The organism is Legionella lytica (assembly GCF_023921225.1).
GTDB classification, from domain to species: domain Bacteria; phylum Pseudomonadota; class Gammaproteobacteria; order Legionellales; family Legionellaceae; genus Legionella; species Legionella lytica.
The window spans coordinates 949077-965325 of record NZ_CP071527.1; the positions used below are offsets into that span (position 1 = coordinate 949077).

Below are 16249 nucleotides of genomic sequence, written 5' to 3' on the forward strand. Positions count from 1 at the left end.
TAAAATTCTTATAGGTATAGCCTAAAAAAATATTTGCAGTGAAGTGCTCAATATGCTCTAATAAATACTCGAAACGAGTATTTTGATTTATGAGTTACAGGAGTTGAGAAATCATGGGTAATATTCACCTAATCCCCCGACTAATTCGCTTAAGAGATGCCCCAACCTATGTGGGTATGGATCGCCATCGATTTAATAAAGATGTCAGACCTAATTTGGTTGAAATCCCTATGGGAGTTCAGGGAGTTGCATTTGATCGACTTGATTTAGACGCCTGGGTGGACGATTATATACAGTGTAGTGGTCGTCCTGCGGTAACCAAGCAGAGGAGTTTGGAACAATGGGACGAAAAAAATCGCCGGGTCTCTTCAAAAGAGGTGACTATTGGCACATCGATAAAGCGGTCTTTGGATGCAGAATTCGAGAAAGCACTGGTACGGGCAACCTCGAAGAAGCAGAAAAATACTTTGCAAAACGTTTAGAAGAAGTAAGGCAGGCGAGTGTGTTTGGTGTAAGACCCAAACGTACGTTTATGGAAGCAGCCATTAAATTTTTGGATGAAAACCAACATAAGCGAAGCATTGATTCTGATGCAGGGCGTTTACGTGTTCTGGTTCAGTATATTGGTAAAATGCCTTTAGATTCGATTCACATGGGAACTTTACAGCCATTTATTGACGGGCGACGTCAGGATCAGGTTAAAACGAGAACGATTAACCATGGTCTAAAAATAGTACGTCGTATCTGTAATCTGGCTGCAACCGAGTGGATTGACGAATTTGGACTAACTTGGTTGCTGAATGCACCTAAAATTAAATTATTACCAGAAGATGATTTGCGTAAGCCTTATCCGCTAAGTTGGGATGAACAACACAAGCTTTTTTCTGAGTTGCCATCGCATTTAGAGCAAATGGCGCTATTTGCGGTAAATACGGGATGCAGAGAGAGTGAAGTGTGTCATTTGCAATGGGATTGGGAAATTAAGATCCCTCAATTGTCACACTTATTGGTGTTCATCATACCGCCTGAAATGGTTAAAAATGGTGAAGAGCGCTTAGTTGTCTGTAATCAAACGGCAAAATCGGTAGTTGATAACCAAAGAGGCAAACATAAGCAGTTTGTGTTTACCTTTAAAGGCAATCCGGTTACCCGTATAAATAATACAGGCTGGAAAGAGGCTCGTAAGAAAGCTGGTTTGGAGTTTGTGCGTGTTCATGATCTGAAACACACCTTTGGCAGACGCTTGCGTTCTGTTGGTGTGAGTTTTGAAGACAGGCAAGATCTGCTTGGGCATCGTTCAGGTCGTATTACAACGCATTACTCATCAGCCGAATTGCAGAATCTATATGAAGCTGGAAACAAGGTTTGCGAAAAGCAACAAAGTGGGGTAGTTCTCACGTTGCTTCGTAATCCAAATAATAGGAAAGAAAAAGATACATCTCATGGACGTAAGGTAGTTAGTTTATGAGTTTGTGTCTACTGTTCCCCACAAAATCCCCACAATGGTTTTTGAGGGGGCGGAATAGTCGATTGCAAGTTGTTGATTTTACTAAATTTAATTGGTGGGCCCACTAGGACTTGAACCTAGGACCAACGGATTATGAGTCCGCTGCTCTAACCAACTGAGCTATGGGCCCGGAAGAGGAGTTTATTTTAAACTTAAATTGATTATTGTGCTAGTTTTTTTCGTAAGTTTTTATAAGCAATTGGTTTTATGTGTTTTAAATGCATTTTTGCATGTGTTTTTGTGGGGTGGTATGTTACTTTGAATGATTATTTTGTTTGAGGTAAATATCTATGTCGTATGTTCGTCTTTCTAATAATGGTACGACTCCTTTTGAGCGTTTGTTGGGCCATGCTCCGCATATCTTGGCGGAGTGGAACGATTTGGAAATGGCTTTTTTTAAGAGTCCAACGTTGGGAGCTGATTTTTTAGAGCAGGTGCGACGGGCTTTGGCTTTTACGAATCAGTGTCAGTATTGTATGGCGAAAGCAGGGCCTCCTGATAAAAATGTGGAAGAGGCTCGGTTGCTTGTGGCTTTGCGGTTTGCTAATAAATTTGCCATCGATCATAATTCGGTTAGTGAGCAAGATGTGAATTATTTAAAGGATTATTTTTCTGAAGCGGAAGTTATTGAGTTGATTGCTTTTTGTAGCTTTATTTCGGCTTCACAGCGCTTTGGGGCGGTTTTGGGGTTGCAGGAGGCGGCTAAGTATAATAATTGATAGAAGGGACGTTTTTAGTTCTTTAGGCGTTAAGTTAAGGAATTGTAGGTTGGGCTCATGGCTCAACAATGGAATTGAGCCACAGCGGAACTTAATGTTGGGCCAAGGCCCAACATTAAGTGATGGTGGTGCTCATTTTCCGAAACAGACTAGCCTTCGTCACCTTCTAGGAAGCTTCTTAGCTTCTCTGAGCGTGATGGGTGGCGTAGTTTGCGTAGAGCTTTTGCTTCGATTTGGCGGATACGTTCGCGGGTTACGTCGAATTGTTTACCAACTTCTTCTAGAGTATGGTCGGTATTCATTTCGATGCCAAAACGCATGCGTAGTACTTTGGCTTCTCTTGGGGTTAATGTTTCCAAGATTTCCAGAGTTGCTTCGCGTAAGCCTTCGGCAGTTGCCATATCGATTGGTGATTCGATGTTGTTGTCTTCAATGAAATCACCTAAGTGTGAATCATCGTCGTCACCAACAGGTGTTTCCATTGAAATAGGCTCTTTAGCAATTTTTAGAACTTTACGAATCTTGTCTTCGCTAAGTTCCATTTTTTCTGCTAACTCTTCCGGAGTTGCTTCACGACCAGTTTCTTGCAGTATTTGTCGGGAAATACGATTGAGCTTGTTAATGGTTTCAATCATATGTACCGGAATACGAATGGTCCGTGCCTGATCCGCAATCGAGCGGGTAATTGCCTGGCGAATCCACCAAGTAGCATAGGTAGAGAATTTGTAACCGCGACGGTATTCAAACTTATCTACCGCTTTCATCAAACCAATGTTCCCTTCCTGAATTAAGTCTAGGAATTGTAGACCACGGTTGGTGTACTTCTTAGCAATAGAAATTACCAGACGTAAGTTTGCTTCAACCATTTCTTTCTTGGCGCGGCGAGCTTTGGCTTCGCCAATCGACATTTTACGGTTGATGTCTTTAATTTCACTAATGCTTAAGCCGTATTCAAGTTCAAAAGAAACCAGGCGCGATTGGATGCGTAGAATTTCTTCTTTGTATTCTTCAATACGAGGCATATCTAATTTTTTAGCATGCTTCGCTGTGACGTTTCCTAACCATTCAAGATCAGTTTCTTGTCCTGGGAATGTATCAATAAATAACTTACGTGGGATACGCGCTTTTTCAATACAGAGACGCATTATATTACGTTCGTATTCACGAATATGATTACGTAATTGACGGAAATGGCGGGTTAAACGATCAACCTGGCGTGAAGTTAACTTCAGCTTTAAGAATGACTCGGACATTGCATCTAAAGCTTTTAGGGTTTTAGCATGCGCTCTGCCGTGTTCATTTCCAACGTTAATTGCTACCTCAAGACAGGCACGAAGCTCATCAAAGTAAATTTGTGCTTGCTCAGGGTTTGGGCCATCATCAACTTCGGCCATAGTGCCTTCACCATCGCTCTCTTCGTCTTCTTCATCCGATAAGATCATAGCTTCTTGCTGTACTTCATCGAGCATAGAGCCAATGCTTGCAGCAGGAGCAACTTCTTCATCACCGTCAGCAAAGCCGCTAATGATTTCGTTAAGGCGAATTTCTTGAGTGCTGACGCGTTCGTAGTCATCAAGAACTAATTGAACTGTTTCTGGATAGTGAGCCAGAGATTTAAGAACTTGATAAATCCCTTCTTCAATGCGTTTCGCAATGCGGATTTCACCTTCGCGAGTCAATAGCTCAACAGTACCCATTTCGCGCATGTACATACGTACAGGATCGGTGGTACGACCGGTTTCTTTATCGACGGACGCAAGTACCATCGCTGCTTCTTCAATATCAGGTACTTCTTCAGTATTAAGAAGAAGAGCTAATTCATCATCGCCTGGCGGGAGTTCAAATACTTTGATGTTCATCCCTTCTAACATGCTGATAATGACATCGAAATGTTCGGTATCAACGATGTTAGGTAATAAGTCATTGATTTGACTATAAGTCAAATAGCCTTGTTCTTTTCCCAGGCTAATGACTTTGGTTATCTGTGAGCTTTGCTGTTCTTGATCATTCATGGTCATAGGCACTTCTTTTTAAGGACAATTAAGCATTACAAAATGTTCTGATTATAAACTGGCTAGCAGGAACATGCCAGTAGTTTATTGAACTATTTGCACTGATTTGTTCTACCCCCGCGCCAGGCGTGGAGTAGGGGTTGTTTACATTTCGCTGCTCGCGCCATTTTGGATCAAGCCAGCGAAATGTAAACAGCCCCGATAAGTTTTTTATGTTTACACGTGTCGCTCCTGTAACATTTTTTGCAAACTCATTCGCTCGGCTTCGGTTAAACCCTGTTGACGGGATTTTTCAATTAGTCGGCGTATAATTAATTCTTGGTTTTGTTTTTGCAAAAATAAGATTATATCGATAAATTCTTTTACTAGTTCTGCTTCAGGAACTTGATGATTCCATGCTGCTAGCCGGTTAATAAAGTCAAAATAAGAATGGTTGCGCCAGGTTTCAATTAATGAAGCAGTATTGGCTTGTGGATTTGCTGCAAGTTGCTGGAATAGTTGTAATAAAATTTCATGCTCGTTGGCATCTAATAAACTCGGATTAATTTGCTCTTTACACTTGGCATAGATTTCTGGGTGTTGTAAGAGTAGGGCCACTGCAATACGCATTGGGGTGCGAGCGATGCTTGTTGTTTGTTCTTTGGGTGCTGGCGCAGGGGCTTGATCGGTTAGCAAAAGGTTGAGTCGATGGCTTTCGATATGAGTTAGGCGAGCCAGTTCATCAATCAATAATTGTTTATATGATCCTTCTGCCATTTTTTGTAAAAAAGGTTTGACCAAGTTGATTAGCTGCGTTTTTCCTGCGGGGTTTTGCAAATTAATATTTTTCGCTAGAGTATTGAGGAAAAAACGGTGCAAAGGTATTGCCTGTTTTAGCCGGTTTAAAAAATTCTCATTGCCTTCTGCGCGAACCAAACTATCTGGATCATGTTCTTCAGGAAGGAAGATAAAACGTGCATCTAATCCTTCATTTAAGTAAGGCAAACTGCTTTCAAGAGCGCGCCAGGCAGCTTGTTTTCCTGCATTATCCCCATCAAAACAAAACACTAGGGATTTAGTATGTTTGGCAAGCAGTTGAATGTGATAGCTGCTAGTAGCTGTGCCCAGGGTTGCCACGGCATTCATAATGCCGTGTTGCGCTAAGGCAATCACATCCATATAACCTTCAACAATAATGATGTAATCAATGGATTTTTTTTGTTGTAAAATTTGATGTAACCCATAGAGTTCTTTGCTTTTTTGAAAGATTATCGTCTCAGGGGAGTTCAAGTATTTAGGCTTTTGGTCATCGAGTACGCGGCCACCAAAACCAATAATGCGTCCATGACGGTCATGAATCGGGAACATAACTCGATTGCGATAACGATCATAAATTTTGCCTTCATCATTTTTTATAAGCATACCTGTAGTGATCAATTCTTTTTGATCACGCGGGAACGCTTTTTCCAGGTTATGCCAACCTTCATTGGCAAAACCTAATTGATATAATTTTGCTATTTCGCCACTTAAGCCTCGACCACGTAAGTAGTTAACGGCTGGTTGTCCTTCGTGTTTGAGTTGTTTTTGGTAGTAAAGGTTGACCGCAGACATCAGTTTATATAAATCCTGCGATACATTATTTTTCTCGTTTTGCCCATCACGAGGAACAGTAAGTCCTACACGTGTTGCTAAGGTTTCAACAGCATCAATAAAGCCCTGGTTGAGATAATTCATCACAAAGCTAATGGCATTACCTGATGCTCCACAGCCAAAGCAATGGTAGAACTGTTTCCTGGCAACTACGTTGAAGGAAGGGGATTTTTCATTGTGAAATGGGCAGCACGCAGTATAGCTATTTCCCCTTTTTTTAAGGGGAACATAGCTATCAATTAACTCAACCAGATCAGTGCGTTGCAGGAGATCGTCAATGAATGGCTGCGGAATTAAGCCAGACATAGATATCCTCAGCTTAACTTGGCCTTAATTAGAGTACTCACTTGCGACATATCAGCACGGCCTTGCAAGCTTGGCTTTAGTTGCGCCATAACTTTGCCCATATCTGCCATTTTTTCAGCGCCAGTTGAGGCAATTGCGTCTTGAACTAGTTTTTCTATTTCAGCGGCAGACAATGGCTCAGGTAAGTATTTAGCAATTACGGAAAGCTCAAATTGTTCTTGCGCTACTAAATCGTCACGATTTGCTTTTTCGTATTGAGAAATAGACTCTTTACGTTGTTTGCTCATTTTATCCAAGATCGCTAACATGCGTTCTTCATCGACATCAATACGTTCATCAACTTCAATCTGTTTTACTGCAGCAGTAATTAAACGTAATGTGGTTAATAGATTTTTATCTTTTGCACGCATTGCGTCTTTAATATCATTGTTGAGACGTTCTTTAATAGTCATGATCTAATCCTTAGGTGAAGGAAATGAGGCTTGTACAAAAACCAAAAGGCCACAAAAATGTGACCTTGGTCAATATACAGAATGAAAAACTTTATTTACGGCGACGTTTTACATTTTGTCGTGAAGATGTGTCACGAGATATTTTCTTTAGGTGACGTTTTACTGCAGCAGCTTGTTTACGTTTACGCTCAGCAGTTGGCTTTTCATAAAATTCACGACGGCGTAGCTCGGTTAAAATTCCGGCTTTTTCACAAGAGCGCTTAAAACGGCGCAGTGCGTATTCTGGGTTTTCGCCTTCTTTGACGCGAACTGTAGGCATTAAGTTTATCCTCTAACAATTTATTCTCAGTAGGTGGGCAATTCTAGTTCGACTTGAAGCCCTCGTCAAGATTATAGCACGAAATTATTTTGTTTTTATTTTATGTTATAATTTTGAGTTGATTTATTATTGTCAGGTTTGCCATGTTGGTATTAGGTATTGAGTCGTCTTGTGATGAAACTGGAATTGCTATTTATGATTCGGATGCAGGCTTATTAGCGCATGCTCTACACTCCCAAATTGACACTCATCGGGTGCATGGTGGTGTCGTACCTGAGCTCGCGTCGCGAGACCATGTGAATTACCTTATTCCCTTACTTGATGAAGTATTGCAGCGAGCTAATCTTAAGAAACAGGATCTTGATGGCATTGCTTATACCGCAGGCCCAGGTTTAATTGGTGCTTTATTGGTCGGGGCTTGTTTTGCTAAAAGCTTGGCTTATGCATTAAATATTCCCGCTCTGGGTATTCATCATTTGGAAGCACATTTACTCGCAGCTAAAATGGAAACTCCTTCTTTGGAATTTCCTTTTATTGCTCTTCTAGTGTCTGGTGGCCATTGTCAGTTAATTGAAGTTAAGGCATTAGGCCAGTATCGATTATTAGGGGATACCTTGGATGATGCAGTGGGGGAGGCCTTTGATAAAACCGCTAAATTAATGGGAATTCCTTATCCAGGTGGCCCAGTCTTAGCCGCACTTGCGGATCAATGTGAATCAACTCCATATCGTTTTCCACGCCCGATGACGGATCGCCCTGGTTTAGATTTCAGTTTTAGTGGCTTAAAAACCTTTTCACTGAATACTTGGAATCAGAGTAATAAAGATGAGCAAGCACGTGCAGAAATTGCCAAAGCATTTCAACAAGCCGTTGTGGAGACCTTAATTATTAAGTGTAAGCGTGCGATCCAAGAGTCTGAATGCAAGCGTTTAGTGGTTGCCGGTGGTGTAGGTGCTAATAAGGCACTGCGTTTAGCTTTGCAGCAATGGATGCAGAGCATTGGTGGGGAGATTTATTTTCCTGCGCTTGAATATTGTACGGATAATGGGGCCATGGTTGCCTATGCGGGGTGTTTGCGTATGTTGTCTGGGGAAAAGGATTCACACGTTGGGGTTGAGGTTAAGGCGCGGTGGCCATTAGCTTGAGTGCTCTTTTGTCTTGAATTTTTTTGATGAGTTCACGGATATGGGCCTCAAAGAGCTCAATGTCTGCTTGGAGCTGTTCGCAGCGTAGCAGATAGGGCGCCAATTTTACTGGTGCCTCGCTGATAAATCGCAAGAGCTGTGCTTGTTTTTCGCGTAGTAGCTGTTGTTCGTATTCATGAGCTATTTGCACATTTAATTGAGCAAGCTCTTGTTCTTTGAGCGCTATTAGTTCACGATAGTGCTGTATTAATTGCGTAGATTCCTTTAAGCACTGCTTTGCAGCCAGCAGATGATTTTTCTTATCTGCCAGCTGCCGCTGGTACGGTTTGGCAGGTTCTACCTTACCCACTCGAAATAAACTTGATTTAATCGTCATATCAAATTTTCGGTTGATTATTATTATTATTATCTTCTGGGCTCTTGGGCTCGACCTCATGTGTCACTGAGAGGTCTTCTTGGGGTAATTCCACCGTAATTTCCGAACCGTTAAGAAGGTGTTGTTCACCAGCATCTAGTGTTTGGTCAATTAATGATAATAACCCTTCATCATCTGTTGCCTGTACGTGTATTTCTTCCGGTACTTCAACCTCTACAATCGCCTTATTAACGTTTTGTTTTTGTCGGGGTAACTCTAGTTCTAGTGCCGCTAACCGAGCATTTTTTTCAATAATTAAACTATTTAACCACGATGTGTATTTATTATATGAGGTCGTTGCTGAATCAAATTGTTTTTTGCGTTTTAGCTCATCATTGGCAATGTTTACTTCCGTTCCAAGAGCTAAGGCTAATGTACTCGCTGCTCCCACTATCGTAGCGATTAAGGCCAGGCCTGTAAGTGTGATAAAGAGTCCAGAAGCCACTAAAAAGAGTCCGATGCTGAGAAGTGTTGCTGTTGTAGCGACGCTAAGGCTTGGCCAATTACGACGGAAGAAATTCCGGGGCTCAACTACCGGTTTTTCAACGACCGGAATACTTTGGGTTTTGATATTTATTCTCTCTTCAATGGTTTGCTTTGCTTGCCGTTCTGCAGTCAAAAAAATATTGTCAATCAGTTCATTAAAGGATTGATTCTGAGCTGCTAATGCATTTGTGGCTATTTGTTGGTCTAGCTCCTGGGCTTTAGCGGCAAAGGCTTCACGCAGCAATAGTCCTAAATAATCAGAGGATTTATCATTGCTTATGGTTGCTGCGAGTTTCAGCTTAGCCGACCATAAGTTTAATTGATTAATTACTCTAAGGAAGGGTTGTCTGGGCCCCTCAACACCGTTTATTGCGTGTTCTATTTGTTCATACAGTTTGTTGACCACGTGAATAAACTGCTCATCTTGGTAATTGCTTTCACTAGGGGCTGGTAGCTGAATCTGCGCAATGCTGGCTGCTAGAGTTGGAGCGGTAGATAGATTATCAGCAGCGAATTGATAAGAGCCTTTTAACGCGTTGAATTTTGCTACCTGAGTAAGCTGTTTTTCATGGCCTACTTTTTCTTGTTCGAGTGCTTGTGCCTGCAGTTGGCTTGCCCACAGATTTAAATTATTGAGTGTCTTAAGGAGGGTTTGTTTTGGTTCTGGAAACTCTGCAATTGCTTGTGCAATTCGCTCATGCAATGTTTTAAGCTCATTTTCGAACTGCTGTTTTTGGAAGAAATTGGTTTCGTTAGCGAGCCGTAGTTTTATTTCATCTACATCGGCTTGAAGCACTAGGTCGGTAGATAAATTATGAGCAATAAATTGAAAAAAATATTCTAATTGGTTTTGTTTATCATCGCGATAATCAATGTTTCTGTTTGAGCCCAGGCGTTTTGATAAGTCATTAAAATACTCAAGTGAAATTTGGGTACCATTAAACACATTCGTAACTAACTGCTTTAAATGAGTTGAGCCTAGAGCTTGCTCTAATTCAGAACCGAACTCATCATCGCCAATATCTTGGCCCAAAGCAATAGCCTTTCTATCGAGCAGAGTCTCTGGGGCAAAATAAGTTACCTGCCGTTCGTCGGGAGCAAAATGAGGATTCTGGATAATTGCCACCCCAGTATTTAAGGGGCGCTCTGCTAAGGGTATATCTAAATTCGAATCATCGCGTATGTAATAGATGCAGAGTGCCATCAGTTCGTTCTTATCATTCGTGTAACTAATGCGCAGCTGTTTGGAGTCGGGGATGGGTACCGCATAAATTTGCTCGTCTAGAGCCTCAATTTGCTCATCAAGTGCCAGGCTTTCTTCGGGAGTTGCGGCCGATTTTTTTTGTTGTAGAAGAGTTTGTTGTTCACTTAGTCTCTCTATGTGTTCTTGCATTATCTTTAGCGCATTTGTGCTCGGTATCGCAGAAAAAACGCCTGCGTCAAAATTGCCTTGAGTATATGAAAGGGTTTTTCCTTCCAAGTGCTCTGTAGCGCTAAGGCGCTGCTGCATTTGTGCAACAGTGGATGTATAACTTAAATAACCTGTGCGGTTTCGATCGGCCTTAATAATGCGATTATAGGCTTCAATATCTTATGCTTGATAAAAGTTTTTTGGATAGAATAGAGCGTCCATTACAGAGATATAGGTACCCGTAAATTTTTTTAATGACATGCTTGCTTCTCCATTATGGGCGTATAAAGGCATTATGTTATGCGCCAAATTTTGTCATAAAATAAGACAAATTGCTATTAATTATTTCTTCGCATCTAAGCAAGGAGGGGGAGGCAAAAAGGTAGATTGAAGTGCCTTCTGCTGCAAAAAGTTCTTGATTTTTATATGCATCTGATTAAAGATAGCCCACCTCAAAAAGTATTGAGATATTGAGGATTTATTGATGTCTTTAGCAGATATACATACAGAAATGGAACGTGATTTCAATAGGCTAGTGCAAGCAAGATTAAAGGATGCAAAAACAATTCTGTCTAAGTATCCTCAGCAATTCGATGATGACTTTTTAACTGATGTTATTAAGGCTATTTTCCGCGAGCACAAAATCCATGCGGATAGTGATTTATCAGACGTAGAATGGATGCGAGTAGTTAATGAAAAAACATTAGTTCATGCCATCCTGTCATGGCATATCCAATTACTATACGAGCAGGTCACACCTCAATCCAGATGGCTTGGTAGCAATGATGTAATTTCAACGTCTACCCAATGGGATAACCGTAGCGAATTTTTGGGTGAGCTTATCCACATCCTTTCACAAGAATCTGAGGCCAAAACCATAGAGGAAAAATTAACATCTAAATTAAAAATAGCGAAACAATTAGGTGATAAAATAGCCAGTACCGACATCGATGCACTTAAAGATGCTCAGACGTTAGGTTTACTCGCGATAATTAGTAGCTTACTCAAATATTGTTGCATACTGATGCCCGTAATTTTTCCTTCTTATAAAGATCCTATTGTTGCCAACAAATGCACTATGGGAAACGCATGGCATACCTTGTGGTCTGGGAAATCATTGCATACGGTTTATCTTGAACATGTAGAGGCAACGCTAGCTAAGATTGATGAAATTCATTGCTTAATTGAACGGAATGTGGATATGAATCTAGACGAGGAAGACGTGCTGCGACCATTAATAAGTAGTGTGTAGAGTAAGAGAACAAATGTAGGCTGGGCTGTTATGTTCAGCAAACGGAATTCGTGTTTATTTTTAATCTGATGCTGGGCTTTACAGCCCAGCCTACATTCTTTAGGTGCTTTTGAGTTTAGAGTTAAAGGTTATCTTTGGGTTCATCATCTTTAGGCTTTTTCGCCTTTGGTGTGGCAGGTTTTTTTTCCGCATTATCTTCTTTAGCAGCAGTCTTTTTCGCCGTTTTTTCTTGTTCTTCTACTGGTGTATCTGTAGCTCTGTTTACCGCCGTTTTGCGTGCGGAAGATAATTCGATGACTTCAGCAGTTTTCAGGTGTTCGTCTGCGGTAATATCAGCCGAATTAGCAGGGGGAGGGGGATCATCCATTACTTCTTCCATGACACTTTTTTGTTTGAATTTAACTTTAGATTCCGTGCCATCGATTAAACGAAGAATATTGTCTTTATGTTTGATTAGTATTAATACGGCCATAAAAAATATGGGAGGAAATATATTGATACGGCCGATAATTAGTATCGAATAGAAGGGGGCCAAGCCGATGGAAACAATTGAGGCCAGTGAGGAGAATCGAGATAATCTAACAACCAATAACCAGGTTGCGGTCACCATCATTCCTACAATAAATTGAAAGCCTAAAAGGGCACCAATAGCAGTAGCAACCCCCTTTCCACCTTTAAAGCCGAAGAAAAACGGGTACATATGACCAATCACTGCAGCTAAGGCAACATAGCTGATAAGCGTTGCGTCAGCGCCAAACATTTTCGCAATTAGAACGGGAATAGTACCCTTGAGTAGGTCCGTAACGAGAACAATGATAGCGTATTTTTTGCCAGCGAGTCGTAATACATTCGTTGCACCTGGATTTTGAGAGCCCTCTGTGCGTGGATCAGGCAAAGCAAAAGTTTTACATACAATAACCGCAGAACAAATTGACCCCATTAAATAGGCCAGTATGATCAAAAAAGCAGCTAAAATCACGGATTACTCCTTTATTTAGACTATTAACGTCAGTTTTGGAATAAGAATTACCTAAAACATTTAATAAATCAATGTCTTTTTCGTTAAAAAATCCCCTAACAGCCCTGCTTATTTTGCACTTTCGGAGTCTTAAATCGTAATAGAACTGATTTCCTTATATTCTAGGCGATCCTTGGCTAAAATTCGTGTATTACTGCGCTTCCGGCAAAAAAAGTGCTTGCAAGTTATTGGTGTATCTCCTGCCAAAATCGGTAACTTGCCAATGCGTATCTGTCAGATGGACTAGTTTTTTTTGGGCAGCCATCTGTAAGGGCCCCAAGAGTTCCGCTAGCGCTAATCCGGTTCGCTCAGTGAATAGTTCCAGGGGAATGGCTTGTTCCAAACGCGTTGTATTCAGCATGAATTCAAAAATTAGCTCATTACTCTCTACTTGTTCCATAGCCGCAAGAAAAGGTTTTTCCACATTGAGGTAATCTTTAGGTTGGCGATGTTTCCGTGTTCGTAAAACACGACCCTCTTCGGTTATTTTTCCATGAGCTCCAGCACCAATCCCTAAATAGTCGCCAAATAACCAATAATTCAAATTATGGCGTGATTGTTTATTTACTTTAGAAAAAGCAGAAATCTCATAACGAGTAAAGCCGGATTCATTTAACATGGCTAGACCTTGCTCCTCTAGGATGCAGGCATCGTCTTCGGAGGGCAGTGGGGGATTTTCTTTGTAAAAAACGGTATTCGGTTCTATGGTTAATTGGTACCAGGAAAAATGTTCGGGCTGATAGGATAGGGCTGTACGTAAATCATCCATTCCTTGAGCGATACTTTGTTGCGGTAAGCCGTGCATAATATCTAGATTTAGATTATCAAAACCGGCATTGCGTGCGGCGGCAATAGCTCGATGTGCTTGTTGCTCATCATGAATTCGTCCCAGAACTTTTAAGTGCTCGGGATTAAAACTTTGAATGCCTAGAGACAGGCGGTTAATTCCGCTGTGTCGATAATCAGTAAAGCGTTGTTGCTCTACCGTTCCTGGATTTGCTTCCATAGTGATTTCAATATCTGGAGCAAAAGGCAGTATTTTTTTTAGTTCGGAAAATAAAGTGTGATAGGCTTCCGCTGATAATAGGCTTGGGGTTCCTCCACCGATAAAAATGGAACTGATTTCACGATACTGGAATTCCAGTAAATCAGTTTCTAAGTCGGAAAGAAGTGCCTGAATGTAATTTTGCTCGGGCAAAATTTCCGGACTTTTATGGGAGTTAAAATCACAATAAGGGCATTTTCGAATACACCAAGGAATATGAATATACAACGATAAAGGAATCATTACGCTTTTAGACTGGCTTGTTTGGAAATGCAATAGTATCATGACATACGTTTTGTCACAAAAATGAATAAGAAAAAAAGGGGATAACATGGCAAAAAGACGAGTTAGAGTCGCTGTTACAGGCGCAGCAGGACAAATTGGATACGCATTACTATTCCGTATCGCTTCTGGACAAATGTTTGGTGCGGATACTGAAGTGGAATTAAACCTATTAGAGCTTGAGCCAGCACTGCAAGCATTAAATGGGGTTGCCATGGAGTTGGATGATTGCGCATTCCCATTATTGAAGCGCATCGTTTGTACTTCTGATTTGAATAAGGCAATGGATGGGGTTAATTGGGCTTTATTAGTCGGCTCGGTACCACGTAAGCAAGGTATGGAACGTTCTGACCTGTTACAAATTAACGGCGGAATTTTCACCAAACAAGGTCATGCGATTAACGATAATGCTAGTGATGACGTGCGTGTGTTTGTAGTGGGTAACCCATGCAATACTAACTGTTTAATTGCTATGCATCATGCACGTGATGTTCCTAATGATCGTTTCTTTGCGATGACTACTTTAGATGAATTAAGAGCACGTACTCAATTAGCACAAAAAGCAGGTGTTGATATTACTGCTGTGAGTCAAATGACTATTTGGGGTAATCATTCTGCAACCCAATACCCAGATTTTTATAACGCGAAAATTAATGGCAAGTCTGCTGCAGACGTAATTAATGATGATGCTTGGCTGAAAGATACGTTTGTTTCTACAGTGCAACAACGTGGAGCAGCAGTCATTAAAGCACGTGGTCTTTCTTCAGCTGCATCTGCTGCAAATGCGATAATTACTGGCGTAAACCATCTTGTTTTTGATACTCCTGCTGGTGAGACGTTCTCTATGTGCCGTCACTCAGAAGGTGAGTATGGCGTTGATAAGGGCTTGATTTTCTCCGTTCCTTGTCGTCGTGAAAATGGAGAGCTAAACGTTGTTGAAGGTTTAACAATGAATGACTATGGTCGTGAAATGTTTGATAAAACTTTAGATGAGTTGAGACAGGAGCGTGATACTGTTAAATCTTTAGGGTTATTAGATTAGAATGTTAGTTTAAACTCTCCTTCTTCCAATAAAGAGGGAGAGTTATCCGACACCGGAAGCGTGTTTTTCGATGATTTCTTCGCCAATTCGACTGTTTGATATCGTTGTATTAGTTCTGAGCTGTCCAAAATAAATTTTGCTTCTGCATTACGTAATATGGTTGATATCGAACGACCATTAGACAAAATCTCATTAAGTTTTTCCACCAGCTGGGCCGCTTTGGTAATCGGGTCAGGATTGTTTTGTACAAAGTGAGGAATGTGTTTAATGATGGCTTCTGCTAATTGCCTATCAGTTAAATAAAGTACTAGACGTGTGCGTACAATTTGCACGAAGTTATCTTCTGATTCCATAATCAGGTTCGTTAAAAATTGCGGTTCTTTTTTCAGTTGAGCACTTAATTTTTGACTAAAACCAAAATGCTCTCGGTACTCCAACAGCATGGTAATAATTGAGTTTGGGCTATCGTGTTTAATGGTAGTCCCTGATTTATGAGTTAGCCAGGTTAATAAGTCTGCTTCTTGGGGTCTATGATTTAATGCACTGAATTGGAATTTGAGAGAGGCACTAGAATGGGACAGGTAATTATCCCACTTCATCGGCGGCAAATTAAGGGTCTTCGTCAAGCAATCAATTTGTGCTTTAATGACACCAAAGTCCAGGTGCCATTTTTCCAGATGAGGGATAACCGCTCTTAGAAATTTTAGCAACTCAATAAACTTTCTTTGTGGAATAGGATGATAATTATCCAAAGATTGTTTTAGTTGTTGAATCTCAGAGTAAATAAAACGCTCATTTCTCATAGGTGCTCTATGAAAAACTGGCTGTAAGGCGTCTTTTAGTGCTGCAAAAGGATCCTTCATAAATCTATCCCCAATAAGCCCTCTTTAGTAGTATAGTTTATTAAAATGCAAATGTACATAAATTAATCTAATTGGTTTTGTTTTTCTGGTTTGTTTGAGGGGGAGATCAGACTTGCAAATCTTTCCCTTAGTTTGCAAGAACGACCAAGTAGTTATGTTACAACTGAGGTATGGGGCGTTTTCATGAAACAAAGCTAGGGTTTTGATTTAAGCCACTAATAGGTCAGTGGGCGAGCTTTCTTTTAAGAAGTTAATGCGCAGCTCTAACTTATCAATAAGTTCTACTAAGGTATATATAAGTTATTCCTAAGGTAGCGTAATGGTTAATCAGTTAATTACGCATTAA

Annotated in this window: 15 protein-coding genes and 1 tRNA gene; 6 read left to right on the plus strand and 10 right to left on the minus strand. The window is 40.8% G+C overall.

Features of this window, described 5'->3' with window-relative positions:
• The first annotated feature begins 113 nt into the window (after nucleotides 1-113).
• Together J2N86_RS04240 and J2N86_RS04245 are read left to right on the plus strand one after the other, a co-directional pair.
• Complete coding sequence (locus tag J2N86_RS04240) at nucleotides 114-482, plus strand: hypothetical protein (RefSeq protein WP_058450423.1); 369 nt, start codon at nucleotides 114-116, stop codon at nucleotides 480-482.
• Nucleotides 483-502: 20 nt separating this feature from the next.
• On the plus strand, nucleotides 503-1468 hold the full coding sequence (locus J2N86_RS04245) for a tyrosine-type recombinase/integrase (protein WP_252581136.1): 966 nt from the start codon (nucleotides 503-505) through the stop codon (nucleotides 1466-1468).
• A 92-nt stretch (nucleotides 1469-1560) separates the two neighbouring features.
• Here J2N86_RS04245 and J2N86_RS04250 read toward each other — a convergent pair.
• Nucleotides 1561-1637, minus strand: a tRNA-Ile gene (locus J2N86_RS04250).
• A gap of 160 nt (nucleotides 1638-1797) precedes the next feature.
• Between J2N86_RS04250 and J2N86_RS04255 the strand changes: the two genes are divergently transcribed.
• Nucleotides 1798-2226, plus strand: coding sequence for a carboxymuconolactone decarboxylase family protein (locus J2N86_RS04255; RefSeq protein WP_252581137.1), 429 nt, complete (start codon nucleotides 1798-1800; stop codon nucleotides 2224-2226).
• 149 nt (nucleotides 2227-2375) lie between these two features.
• On the opposite strand, the gene rpoD is transcribed toward J2N86_RS04255, so the two are convergent.
• The 4 genes from rpoD to rpsU form a co-directional block, all read right to left on the minus strand.
• Nucleotides 2376-4244 carry an RNA polymerase sigma factor RpoD gene (rpoD, locus tag J2N86_RS04260; RefSeq protein ID WP_289781844.1) on the minus strand — a complete coding sequence of 623 codons (1869 nt, stop codon included), beginning with the start codon at nucleotides 4242-4244 and terminating at the stop codon, nucleotides 2376-2378.
• Between the two features lie 210 nt (nucleotides 4245-4454).
• Nucleotides 4455-6173: a DNA primase gene (gene dnaG / locus J2N86_RS04265; protein ID WP_252581138.1), complete on the minus strand. Its 1719-nt coding sequence runs from the start codon at nucleotides 6171-6173 to the stop codon at nucleotides 4455-4457.
• 8 nt (nucleotides 6174-6181) lie between these two features.
• Nucleotides 6182-6625, minus strand: a complete 444-nt coding sequence (locus tag J2N86_RS04270; RefSeq protein ID WP_252581139.1) for a GatB/YqeY domain-containing protein — start codon at nucleotides 6623-6625, stop codon at nucleotides 6182-6184.
• Between the two features lie 91 nt (nucleotides 6626-6716).
• Nucleotides 6717-6944, minus strand: a complete 228-nt coding sequence (gene rpsU / locus J2N86_RS04275; RefSeq protein ID WP_058533547.1) for a 30S ribosomal protein S21 — start codon at nucleotides 6942-6944, stop codon at nucleotides 6717-6719.
• A gap of 143 nt (nucleotides 6945-7087) precedes the next feature.
• On the opposite strand from rpsU, the gene tsaD reads away from it, so the two are divergent.
• On the plus strand, nucleotides 7088-8089 hold the full coding sequence (tsaD, locus tag J2N86_RS04280) for a tRNA (adenosine(37)-N6)-threonylcarbamoyltransferase complex transferase subunit TsaD (protein ID WP_252581140.1): 1002 nt from the start codon (nucleotides 7088-7090) through the stop codon (nucleotides 8087-8089).
• On the opposite strand, the gene J2N86_RS04285 is transcribed toward tsaD, so the two are convergent.
• Together J2N86_RS04285 and J2N86_RS04290 are read right to left on the minus strand one after the other, a co-directional pair.
• Entirely contained in the window at nucleotides 8064-8465 is a 402-nt protein-coding gene (locus J2N86_RS04285) for a hypothetical protein (protein ID WP_252581141.1), read from the minus strand. The genes tsaD and J2N86_RS04285 overlap by 26 nt on opposite strands.
• Before the next feature lies 1 nt (nucleotide 8466).
• Nucleotides 8467-10500 (minus strand): hypothetical protein, encoded by a 2034-nt coding sequence (locus J2N86_RS04290; RefSeq protein ID WP_252581142.1) that lies wholly within the window; start codon nucleotides 10498-10500, stop codon nucleotides 8467-8469.
• Nucleotides 10501-10885: 385 nt separating this feature from the next.
• On the opposite strand from J2N86_RS04290, the gene J2N86_RS04295 reads away from it, so the two are divergent.
• Complete coding sequence (locus tag J2N86_RS04295) at nucleotides 10886-11653, plus strand: hypothetical protein (RefSeq protein WP_252581143.1); 768 nt, start codon at nucleotides 10886-10888, stop codon at nucleotides 11651-11653.
• A gap of 121 nt (nucleotides 11654-11774) precedes the next feature.
• On the opposite strand, the gene plsY is transcribed toward J2N86_RS04295, so the two are convergent.
• Complete coding sequence (gene plsY / locus J2N86_RS04300) at nucleotides 11775-12632, minus strand: glycerol-3-phosphate 1-O-acyltransferase PlsY (RefSeq protein ID WP_252581144.1); 858 nt, start codon at nucleotides 12630-12632, stop codon at nucleotides 11775-11777.
• 190 nt (nucleotides 12633-12822) lie between these two features.
• Complete coding sequence (gene hemW / locus J2N86_RS04305) at nucleotides 12823-13959, minus strand: radical SAM family heme chaperone HemW (RefSeq protein ID WP_252582358.1); 1137 nt, start codon at nucleotides 13957-13959, stop codon at nucleotides 12823-12825.
• An 88-nt stretch (nucleotides 13960-14047) separates the two neighbouring features.
• On the opposite strand from hemW, the gene J2N86_RS04310 reads away from it, so the two are divergent.
• Nucleotides 14048-15040 carry a malate dehydrogenase gene (locus tag J2N86_RS04310; protein ID WP_252581145.1) on the plus strand — a complete coding sequence of 331 codons (993 nt, stop codon included), beginning with the start codon at nucleotides 14048-14050 and terminating at the stop codon, nucleotides 15038-15040.
• On the opposite strand, the gene J2N86_RS04315 is transcribed toward J2N86_RS04310, so the two are convergent.
• The gene (locus J2N86_RS04315) at nucleotides 15037-15903 is read right to left on the minus strand and encodes a hypothetical protein (protein WP_252581146.1); all 867 of its coding nucleotides are present in this window, start codon (nucleotides 15901-15903) and stop codon (nucleotides 15037-15039) included. The genes J2N86_RS04310 and J2N86_RS04315 overlap by 4 nt on opposite strands.
• Between the last annotated feature and the right edge of the window lie 346 nt (nucleotides 15904-16249).